The sequence below is a fragment of the Pseudomonas edaphica genome (assembly GCF_005863185.1).
Taxonomy (GTDB): domain Bacteria; phylum Pseudomonadota; class Gammaproteobacteria; order Pseudomonadales; family Pseudomonadaceae; genus Aquipseudomonas; species Aquipseudomonas edaphica.
The window spans coordinates 1-9220 of record NZ_VBVZ01000226.1 but is presented as its reverse complement, the minus strand read 5'-3'; the positions used below and the strand labels follow the sequence as shown (position 1 = coordinate 9220).

10 protein-coding genes, 4 tRNA genes and 1 rRNA gene are annotated in these 9220 nt (G+C 55.0%); all 15 read left to right on the top strand.

Going from position 1 to position 9220, the window contains the following annotated elements:
• Positions 1–74: ribosomal RNA gene (rrf, locus tag FEM54_RS35235) — 5S ribosomal RNA — on the top strand; the annotation flags it as partial.
• Between the two features lie 222 nt (positions 75–296).
• Positions 297–1256: a bifunctional biotin--[acetyl-CoA-carboxylase] ligase/biotin operon repressor BirA gene (gene birA, locus FEM54_RS16290; RefSeq protein WP_017135958.1), complete on the top strand. Its 960-nt coding sequence runs from the start codon at positions 297–299 to the stop codon at positions 1254–1256.
• On the top strand, positions 1246–1995 hold the full coding sequence (locus FEM54_RS16285) for a pantothenate kinase (protein ID WP_017135959.1): 750 nt from the start codon (positions 1246–1248) through the stop codon (positions 1993–1995). The genes birA and FEM54_RS16285 overlap by 11 nt, the downstream gene beginning before the upstream one ends.
• Before the next feature lie 7 nt (positions 1996–2002).
• The gene (locus FEM54_RS16280) at positions 2003–2449 is read left to right on the top strand and encodes a hypothetical protein (RefSeq protein ID WP_017135960.1); all 447 of its coding nucleotides are present in this window, start codon (positions 2003–2005) and stop codon (positions 2447–2449) included.
• Between the two features lie 142 nt (positions 2450–2591).
• Positions 2592–2676: transfer RNA gene (locus FEM54_RS16275), tRNA-Tyr, on the top strand.
• A gap of 24 nt (positions 2677–2700) precedes the next feature.
• A tRNA-Gly gene (locus tag FEM54_RS16270) sits at positions 2701–2774 on the top strand.
• A gap of 26 nt (positions 2775–2800) precedes the next feature.
• A tRNA-Thr gene (locus FEM54_RS16265) sits at positions 2801–2876 on the top strand.
• A 161-nt stretch (positions 2877–3037) separates the two neighbouring features.
• Positions 3038–3113 (top strand) — tRNA-Trp (locus FEM54_RS16260).
• 45 nt (positions 3114–3158) lie between these two features.
• A complete protein-coding gene (secE, locus tag FEM54_RS16255; protein ID WP_003194658.1) occupies positions 3159–3527 on the top strand; it encodes a preprotein translocase subunit SecE in 369 nt (122 codons plus the stop codon).
• Between the two features lie 9 nt (positions 3528–3536).
• Positions 3537–4070, top strand: coding sequence for a transcription termination/antitermination protein NusG (nusG, locus tag FEM54_RS16250; RefSeq protein WP_003176436.1), 534 nt, complete (start codon positions 3537–3539; stop codon positions 4068–4070).
• 117 nt (positions 4071–4187) lie between these two features.
• Entirely contained in the window at positions 4188–4619 is a 432-nt protein-coding gene (rplK, locus tag FEM54_RS16245; protein ID WP_003176435.1) for a 50S ribosomal protein L11, read from the top strand.
• On the top strand, positions 4619–5314 hold the full coding sequence (gene rplA / locus FEM54_RS16240) for a 50S ribosomal protein L1 (RefSeq protein WP_003232403.1): 696 nt from the start codon (positions 4619–4621) through the stop codon (positions 5312–5314). Before rplK ends, rplA begins: the two co-directional genes overlap by 1 nt.
• Positions 5315–5513: 199 nt before the next feature.
• Complete coding sequence (gene rplJ, locus FEM54_RS16235) at positions 5514–6014, top strand: 50S ribosomal protein L10 (protein WP_003176433.1); 501 nt, start codon at positions 5514–5516, stop codon at positions 6012–6014.
• Between the two features lie 78 nt (positions 6015–6092).
• Positions 6093–6458 (top strand): 50S ribosomal protein L7/L12, encoded by a 366-nt coding sequence (gene rplL / locus FEM54_RS16230; RefSeq protein WP_010566858.1) that lies wholly within the window; start codon positions 6093–6095, stop codon positions 6456–6458.
• Between the two features lie 219 nt (positions 6459–6677).
• On the top strand, positions 6678–9220 hold a 2543-nt coding region (rpoB, locus tag FEM54_RS16225), incomplete at its 3' end, for a DNA-directed RNA polymerase subunit beta (RefSeq protein WP_138451887.1).

Genomic DNA, 9220 nt, shown 5'->3' with positions numbered 1-9220 from the left:
AACTCAGTAGTGAAACGGTGCATCGCCGATGGTAGTGTGGGGTTTCCCCATGTGAGAGTAGGTCATCGTCAAGATTAAATTCCAAAACCCCTGATTGCTAACGCAATCAGGGGTTTTGTTTTGGGCGCTCGTTTAGGCGTAAATCTCGCTCACGAGTGGCGTTAATCACAACGCGTCCAGGCTGAGATGCCACGTAAGCCTGCTTTGCAGCCGCCTCCAGTGCTAAATCCTGTCCTTTCTATGCAATGACCTTGCGCATGGCTATCATGCGTGCCTCATTGTGAGGCGATGCTTGCATGCTGACGTTGTTAACACTTCTCAAAGATGGTCGATTCCACTCCGGAGAGGCGCTCGGTGCTGCCCTGGGTGTCAGCCGCAGTGCTGTTTGGAAGCAGCTCCAGCATCTGGAGTCTGAATTGAACCTGCCCATTCATAAAATTCGCGGCAGGGGGTACCAGCTAGCATCTCCATTGGTGTTCTTGAGTGCTGAAGAAATTCAAGAGCGCGCTCCTGCTTTGGCGTGGCCTGTTTACATCTCTGACTCCATAGACTCCACCAATGCCGAGGCTTTGCGCCTCGTCGGCACAGGTTGCGCGGCGCCATTTCTGGTGCTTGCGGAGCAGCAAACGGCGGGAAGAGGGAGGCGGGGCCGCAAGTGGGTCAGTCCGTTTGCTCAAAACCTGTATTACAGCCTCGTATTGCGCATTGACGGCGGGCTGAGGCAGTTGGAAGGGCTTAGCCTTGTCGTCGGATTGGCAGTCATGCAGGCCCTGCGTGAGTTGGGTGTCCAGGGCGCCGCCTTGAAATGGCCGAATGACGTCCTGGTTGGGCAGAAAAAAATTGCCGGTATCTTGCTGGAATTGGTTGGAGATCCCGCTGATGTTTGCCATGTTGTGCTCGGTATAGGGATCAACGTAAATATGCAGAAGGCGGCAGAGGTCGATCAGCAGTGGACGTCGGCGCAGTTGGAGACGGGCTCCCCTGTCGACCGAAATCACTTGGTCGCACGCCTTGGACTGCAGTTGCAAAGTCACCTGGAGCGACATAAGGCTTTCGGTTTTGCTGCGCTTCAGGAAGAGTGGGAGCGAAATCATTTGTGGCAGGGTAAGGCCGTATCTCTTATCGCGGGTGTTAACCAGATTGATGGTGTGGTGCTGGGTGTTGATCACCAGGGCGCGCTGCGGCTGAGTGTCGAGGGTGTCGAGAAAATATACAGCGGCGGTGAGTTAAGCCTGAGGTTGCGTGATGATTCTTGAGCTCGACTGTGGGAATAGCTTTATCAAGTGGCGTGTGCTCGATTCGCCTATGGCCAGGGCGTCCGCTGAGGGTGTTGTCGGCTCGGACCTTGAGTTGATCGAGGGCCTGAAGGCAATCCCGGGGTTGTCATTGACGCGCTGCCGCCTGGTAAGTGTTCGGGCCTCCGAAGAGACCGGGCAGTTGGTTGAGGCATTGCAGGGGGCATTTGGGGTTGTTGTGTCTTGTGCTGTCTCAGCGAGGGAGGCGGCGGGTGTACGTAACGGCTACGAAGAGTTTGAGCGTCTTGGGCTGGATCGTTGGTTGGCAATGCTCGGTGGTTTCAAGCTGGCATCAGGTGCCTGCCTGGTACTCGATTTCGGTACCGCAGCCACTGCAGACTTTATTGCTGCCGATGGTGAGCACCTTGGCGGCTTCATTTGCCCGGGAATGCCCCTCATGCGCAGCCAGTTGCGAACGCACACGCGCAAAATCCGCTACGACGATATTGCGGCAGAGCAGGCCCTGGCACGCCTCTCGCCGGGGCGGACGACTGTGGAAGCCGTTGAGCGGGGTTGTACGCTGATGCTCAGAGGGTTTGTTTTGACACAGCTTGAGTTGGCTCGGAGCTATTGGGGGAATGACTTCACGGTTTTTCTGACTGGCGGGGATGCTGACCTGGTCTCCGATGCCGTGCCTCACGCTCGTTTTGTTCCTGATCTGGTTTTTGTTGGTCTGGCGATGGCGTGCCCTTTGTCCTGAGGTATTTATGCGTTGGCTGTTTTTGCTTTTGCTCGTTCTCAATGCCTTCTATTACATCTGGCATCAACAGGAAGCCCCATTGCGTGCTAAAGATGTAACGCCACTGAGTCTCTATAAGGGCTCTCAGCAGGATATTCGCCTATTGAGTGAATCCTCTGACCCCATGGTTCGGCGCGACCGGGCAAAAGCGCCTGACGCACAAAGTACGTGTCTATACATCGGTGGTTTCGCTGATCAGCGCCAGGCCCAGTCGGTAGAGCAGCGCCTCATAAGCCTGGATATAAAGGTCAAAGTGCTTCTCCTCAATACGCCTGATGCCTCCGGCTATTGGCTTCGTGTCGCCCCTGAAAGCAGGAGGTTGGCTGAGGATCTGCCGTTTGAAAACCTTGCTAAGGAATTCAATGAGTTAAAACATAAAATAATGTTGTGCGAAGGCGTTGCAACTGTCGAATAGTTTGCATAGAATGGCGCCCGCTTCGCAGTGAAGACCTTTACGGTCTACAGCGTGAAGCGAAGGTCAACGCAGCTAACCTCATATTTTTAATGAGAAAATGCTTGACAGAAGGCCGGCGTGATGTAGAATGCCGGCTCGCTTAGGAGGGGTTCCCGAGCGGCCAAAGGGATCAGACTGTAAATCTGACGTCTACGACTTCGAAGGTTCGAATCCTTCCCCCTCCACCATTTTTAGCGTGAGCTGCAAGCTCCGCGGGTATAGTTTAGTGGTAGAACCTCAGCCTTCCAAGCTGATGATGCGGGTTCGATTCCCGCTACCCGCTCCAAGTTTGCAGGTTGTGCAATGTGTTTTGCTCTTGTAGCTCAGTTGGTAGAGCACACCCTTGGTAAGGGTGAGGTCAGCGGTTCAAATCCGCTCAAGAGCTCCATATAACAAGGCAGATATGAAAATATCTGCCTTTGTTTTAACAGCTGCCTCGGCTTGTTGGTGTTGCATTTGGCTTTGTTGCCAGGTGATTTCAGGTCTAGTGGGGTTGGTTGTTGTAAAGTCTTTTTCAGGCCTGCATAATGGTCGGCCTGATTTTGTTTTAGGTCAGTAGCTCAATTGGCAGAGCGACGGTCTCCAAAACCGTAGGTTGGGGGTTCGATTCCCTCCTGACCTGCCAGATTCACGTGGTGTGTCTGGCTTTCTTTTCACAGGATCTTCATAGATGACTCCTAAGGCTGAAGCTCAAAGCTCTCGTTTCGATCTCGTCAAGTGGCTCGCTGTGGTCGCGTTGGTGGTCGTAGGCGTTGTTGGCAATCAGTACTACTCTGCTTCGCCGATCCTGTACCGCGTACTCGCTTTGCTCGCTCTTGCTGCTGTAGCTGCCTTTGTAGGCCTGCAGACTGCCAAAGGCAAGTCTTTCGCGGTCCTGGTAAAGGAAGCTCGCACCGAAATTCGTAAAGTCGTTTGGCCGACTCGCCAAGAAACCACGCAGACCACGTTGATTGTTGTGGCTGTTGTTCTGGTTATGGCGTTGCTGTTGTGGGGGCTTGATTCCCTGCTCGGCTGGCTTGTTTCCTTGATTGTTGGCTAAGGGTGTCCCGTGGCTAAGCGTTGGTACGTTGTGCATGCTTACTCGGGTTACGAGAAGCATGTTATGCGCTCTTTGCTAGAGCGCGTAAAGCTTGCAGGCATGGAAGATGGCTTCGGCGAAATTCTGGTTCCCACTGAAGAAGTGGTTGAAATGCGGAATGGTCAGAAGCGCAAAAGCGAACGCAAGTTCTTCCCTGGCTACGTGCTGGTTCAGATGGACATGAATGAAGGTACTTGGCACTTGGTCAAGGACACTCCTCGTGTCATGGGTTTCATCGGCGGTACTGCTGATAAGCCTGCTCCGATCACCGACAAAGAGGCGGAAGCAATTCTGCGTCGCGTTGCTGACGGTAGCGACAAGCCCAAGCCGAAGACGTTGTTCGAGCCGGGTGAGGTTGTTCGTGTCACAGATGGTCCGTTTGCTGATTTCAACGGCACCGTCGAAGAAGTTAACTACGAAAAGAGCCGGATCCAAGTGGCAGTGCTCATTTTCGGTCGCTCTACTCCGGTAGAGTTGGAGTTCAGCCAGGTCGAGAAGGTCTAGCTGAGCAAGCATCCCAACCCCGCAGCCTTAGGCTGTGGGGTTTTGTCGTCACTGGGATAAACGCGCAAGTAACCGGGGAGCCTTTCGAGGCGTTTGAACCCGTAATTGGAGTGCCTCATGGCCAAGAAGATTACCGCTTACATCAAGCTGCAAGTGAAGGCCGCTCAGGCCAACCCAAGTCCACCTGTCGGCCCGGCTCTGGGTCAGCACGGCGTGAACATCATGGAATTCTGCAAGGCCTTCAACGCCCGTACTCAGGGTCTTGAGCCAGGTCTGCCGACTCCAGTGATCATCACTGTATACAGCGACCGTAGCTTCACTTTCGAAACCAAGTCGACCCCGGCTTCGGTTTTGCTGAAGAAAGCTGCTGGTCTGACTAGCGGTTCCGCTCGTCCTAACACCGTTAAGGTTGGCACCGTAACTCGTGCTCAGCTGGAAGAAATCGCGAAAACCAAAAACGCGGATCTGACTGCAGCTGATATGGATGCAGCCGTGCGTACCATCGCCGGTTCTGCTCGTAGCATGGGCCTTAACGTGGAGGGTGTGTAATGGCTAAGCTGACCAAGCGCCAAAAGGCTATCGCCGGCAAAATCGAAGCAGGCAAGGCCTACAACTTTGTAGACGCCGCTGCCCTGCTGACCGAGCTGTCGACTGTCAAGTTCAGCGAGTCCGTTGACGTTGCTGTAAACCTGGGTGTTGACCCACGTAAATCCGACCAGGTCGTTCGTAGCGCTACTGTGCTGCCACACGGTACTGGCAAGACTGTACGTGTTGCTGTCTTCACCCAAGGCCCGGCAGCTGAAGCTGCTCTGGCCGCCGGCGCTGATCGCGTTGGCATGGACGACCTGGCTGCCGAAATGAAAGGCGGCGACCTGAACTACGACGTAGTTATTGCTTCCCCGGATGCAATGCGCGTTGTAGGTCAGTTGGGTCAGATCCTCGGTCCACGTGGTCTGATGCCTAACCCTAAAGTCGGCACCGTAACGCCAGACGTAGCTACCGCGGTTAAAAACGCCAAGGCTGGTCAGGTTCGTTATCGCACCGACAAAAACGGCATCATTCACACCTCCGTTGGCAAAGTCGGCTTCGATGCCGTCAAGCTGAAGGAAAACGTTGAAGCCCTGATCGCTGATCTGAAGCGTATCAAGCCAGCTTCTTCGAAAGGTATCTACGTCAAGCGCGTTACCCTGAGCACCACTATGGGCCCAGGTCTGGTCATCGACCAAGGCTCGCTGGACGTATAAGAAATACGTTGGTGCGAGAGATCGCGCCAATTGAAAAAATTGGGGTCCCTGCCTGGCGGGGGCTATCCAAGACCGTAGGCGGCGCAAGTCTTAAACCTCAAGCCTACGCAGATGGTGCTCCCGGTTCCTTACCGAATCAGACACCAAAACGACATCCGGCTTCGGCCAGATGAAACGGTAACAAGCAGGAGTTAAACCCGTGGCAATTAATCTCGAAGACAAGAAGGCCATCGTCGCTGAAGTCAACGAGGCTGCCAAAGCTGCTCTGTCCGCTGTCGTGGCTGATGCCCGTGGTGTGACAGTAGGCGCTATGACCGGACTCCGTAAAGAGGCTCGTGAAGCTGGCGTATACGTACGTGTTGTACGTAACACCCTGCTCAAGCGCGCTGTTGCTGACACTGAATACAGTGTTCTCAACGACGTGTTCACCGGCCCGACTCTGATCGCGTTCTCCAAAGATCACCCGGGTGCTGCTGCCCGTTTGTTCAAGGAATTCGCCAAGAGTCAGGATAAGTTCGAGATCAAGGCAGCTGCGTTCGAGGGCAAGTTCCTCGCAGCTAACCAAATCGACGTACTGGCAACACTGCCGACCCGTAACGAAGCTATTTCTCAGCTGATGAGCGTGATTCAAGGCGCTACCAGCAAGTTGGCTCGTACTCTGGCCGCAGTTCGCGAGCAAAAAGAAGCTGCCGCAGCCTAAGGCTGAGCACCTCCTTTCGCGTATTTTTGTTTATTTCGATGGCCGCGTAGGCCGTCCCCCAATTCAGGAAATACAGTAATGTCTATCTCCCAAGAAGATATCCTCAACGCCGTAGCTGAAATGTCGGTTCTGCAGGTTGTTGAGCTGATCAAAGCTTTCGAAGAAAAATTCGGCGTTTCCGCTGCCGCTGCTTCCGCTGGCCCAGCTGTTGCTGCTGTTGCTGCTGAAGAGCAAACCGAATTCAACGTCATGCTGCTGGAAGCTGGCGAGAAGAAAGTAAACGTGATCAAGGCAGTTCGTGAACTGACCGGTCTGGGCCTGAAAGAAGCCAAGGCTGTAGTTGACGGCGCTCCTGCCCAGGTTCTGGAAGCAGTGTCGAAAGACGCCGCTGACAAAGCTAAAGCAGTGCTGGAAGAAGCAGGCGCTAAAGTCGAGCTGAAGTAAGCATCGACCTTGCGTCTCCAGCCCAAGCGTTAAGCTGAAGGCTGATGGCTGGTGGCTCTTGCCACCGGCCTTTTTCCGTTCTTGGCTGTCGACTCGGTCGCCGCCAATTACGCGCTGTAACCACCCGATGCGGTGGTGCAAACCATGGGGTTTGCAAGATTTTCTGGCTGCTCCCGTCGGAGGGGCCAAACAAGCAGGTGACCAAGCTGGGGAACGCTGATGGCTTACTCATATACTGAGAAAAAACGTATCCGCAAGGACTTTAGCAAGTTGCCGGACGTCATGGATGTCCCGTACCTTCTGGCTATCCAGCTGGATTCGTATCGTGAATTCTTGCAGGCGGGAGCGACCAAAGATCAGTTCCGCGACGTGGGCCTGCATGCGGCCTTCAAATCCGTTTTCCCGATCATCAGCTACTCCGGCAATGCTGCGCTGGAGTACGTGGGTTATCGCCTGGGCGAACCGGCATTTGATGTCAAAGAATGCGTGTTGCGCGGTGTTACGTACGCCGTACCTTTGCGGGTAAAAGTCCGCCTGATCATTTTCGACAAAGAATCGTCGAACAAAGCGATCAAGGACATCAAAGAGCAAGAAGTCTACATGGGCGAAATCCCACTGATGACTGAAAACGGTACCTTCGTAATCAACGGTACCGAGCGTGTTATTGTTTCCCAGCTGCACCGTTCCCCGGGCGTGTTCTTCGACCACGACCGCGGCAAGACGCACAGCTCCGGTAAACTCCTGTACTCCGCGCGGATCATTCCGTACCGCGGTTCGTGGTTGGACTTCGAGTTCGACCCGAAAGACTGCGTGTTCGTGCGTATCGACCGTCGTCGCAAGCTGCCGGCCTCGGTACTGCTGCGCGCGCTCGGTTACACCACTGAGCAGGTGCTGGACGCTTTCTACACCACCAACGTATTCAGCCTGAAGGATGAAACCCTCAGCCTGGAGCTGATTGCTTCGCGTCTGCGTGGTGAAATTGCCGTTCTGGACATTCAGGACGAAAACGGCAAAGTGATCGTTGAGGCGGGTCGTCGTATTACTGCGCGCCACATCAACCAGATCGAAAAAGCCGGCATCAAGTCGCTGGAAGTGCCTCTGGACTACGTCCTGGGTCGCACCACCGCCAAGGTTATCGTTCACCCGGCTACAGGCGAAATCCTGGCTGAGTGCAACACCGAGCTGAACACCGAAATCCTGGCAAAAATCGCTAAGGCCCAGGTTGTTCGCATCGAGACCCTGTACACCAACGACATCGACTGCGGTCCGTTCATCTCCGACACACTGAAGATCGACTCCACCAGCAACCAATTGGAAGCGCTGGTCGAGATCTATCGCATGATGCGTCCTGGTGAGCCACCGACCAAAGACGCTGCCGAGACCCTGTTCAACAACCTGTTCTTCAGCCCTGAGCGTTATGACCTGTCTGCGGTCGGCCGGATGAAGTTCAACCGTCGTATCGGTCGTACCGAGATCGAAGGTTCGGGCGTGCTGTGCAAGGAAGATATCGTCGCGGTACTGAAGACTCTGGTTGACATCCGTAACGGTAAAGGCATCGTCGATGACATCGACCACCTGGGTAACCGTCGTGTTCGCTGCGTAGGCGAAATGGCCGAAAACCAGTTCCGCGTTGGCCTTGTGCGTGTTGAGCGTGCGGTCAAAGAGCGTCTGTCGATGGCTGAAAGCGAAGGCCTGATGCCGCAAGACCTGATCAACGCCAAGCCAGTGGCTGCGGCAGTGAAAGAGTTCTTCGGTTCCAGCCAGCTTTCCCAGTTCATGGACCAGAACAACCCGCTCTCCGAGATCACCCACAAGCGCCGTGTTTCTGCACTGGGCCCGGGCGGTCTGACCCGTGAGCGTGCTGGCTTTGAAGTTCGTGACGTACACCCGACGCACTACGGTCGTGTTTGTCCGATCGAAACGCCGGAAGGTCCGAACATCGGTCTGATCAACTCCCTGGCCGCTTATGCGCGCACCAACCAGTACGGCTTCCTCGAGAGCCCGTACCGCGTGGTGAAAGACGCTCTGGTCACCGACGAGATCGTATTCCTGTCCGCCATCGAAGAAGCTGATCACGTGATCGCTCAGGCTTCGGCCACGATGAACGACAAGAAAGTCCTGATCGACGAGCTGGTAGCTGTTCGTCACTTGAACGAGTTCACCGTCAAGGCGCCGGAAGACGTCACCTTGATGGACGTTTCGCCGAAGCAGGTAGTTTCGGTTGCAGCGTCGCTGATCCCGTTCCTGGAACACGATGACGCCAACCGTGCGTTGATGGGTTCCAACATGCAGCGTCAAGCTGTACCAACCCTGCGCGCTGACAAGCCGCTGGTAGGTACCGGCATGGAGCGTAACGTAGCCCGTGACTCCGGCGTTTGCGTCGTCGCCCGTCGTGGCGGCGTGATCGACTCCGTTGATGCCAGCCGTATCGTGGTTCGTGTTGCCGATGATGAAGTTGAAACTGGCGAAGCCGGTGTCGACATCTACAACCTGACCAAATACACCCGCTCGAACCAGAACACCTGCATCAACCAGCGTCCGCTGGTGAGCAAGGGTGACCGCGTTCAGCGTAGCGACATCATGGCCGACGGCCCGTCCACCGACATGGGTGAACTGGCTCTGGGTCAGAACATGCGCATCGCGTTCATGGCATGGAACGGCTTCAACTTCGAAGACTCCATCTGCCTGTCCGAGCGTGTTGTTCAAGAAGACCGTTTCACCACGATCCACATTCAGGAACTGACCTGTGTGGCACGTGATAC